This is a genomic window from Thauera sp. 2A1 (assembly GCF_009469595.2).
Lineage (GTDB): Bacteria > Pseudomonadota > Gammaproteobacteria > Burkholderiales > Rhodocyclaceae > Thauera.
Genome location: NZ_SSXV01000134.1, coordinates 1 through 648 on the forward strand (window position 1 = coordinate 1; position 648 = coordinate 648).

General features: G+C 41.0%; 1 protein-coding gene. It reads left to right on the forward strand.

Annotation, left to right across the window (positions count from 1 at the left end; all coding sequences use genetic code 11):
• The coding region (locus tag GH664_RS22895; protein ID WP_368857367.1) for a reverse transcriptase domain-containing protein at positions 1 to 648 on the forward strand (648 nt) is incomplete at both ends.

Genomic DNA, 648 nt, shown 5'->3' on the forward strand with positions numbered 1-648 from the left:
TCAGAAAGAGTATTAAACAGTCTGGCTATACACAGCCGACAACCGAACTATAAATTTGAGCGGCTTTACCGCCTGCTTTTCAATGAACAGATGTACTATGCTGCCTATCAGCGCATTTATGCAAAGGAGGGTAACATGACCAAGGGGGCAGACAACGCCACCATTGACCACATGAGTATATCACGCATTGAAAAACTGATAATTTCGTTGAAAGACGAGTCATATCAGCCCATACCGTCAAGGAGAGTTTATATTCCCAAGAAGAATGGGAAGAAACGACCTCTTGGCATACCCACATTCAACGACAAACTTCTTCAAGAAGTTGTCAGAATGATTTTGGAAGCGATATATGAAGGTAGCTTTGACAACAATTCCCATGGTTTTAGACCCAAGCGAAGTTGTCATACAGCCTTGCAACAAATTCAAAAGTCATTCAATGGGACACGTTGGTTCATAGAAGGGGACATCAAAGGCTTCTTTGACAATATCAATCATAACACATTGATAGACATTTTAAGGAAGCGAATTGACGATGAGCGTTTTCTTCGATTGATACGCAAGTTCCTCAATGCGGGATTTATTGAAAATTGGGTATTCAACAAAACATATAGTGGCACGCCACAAGGTGGAATAATCAGCCCGATATTG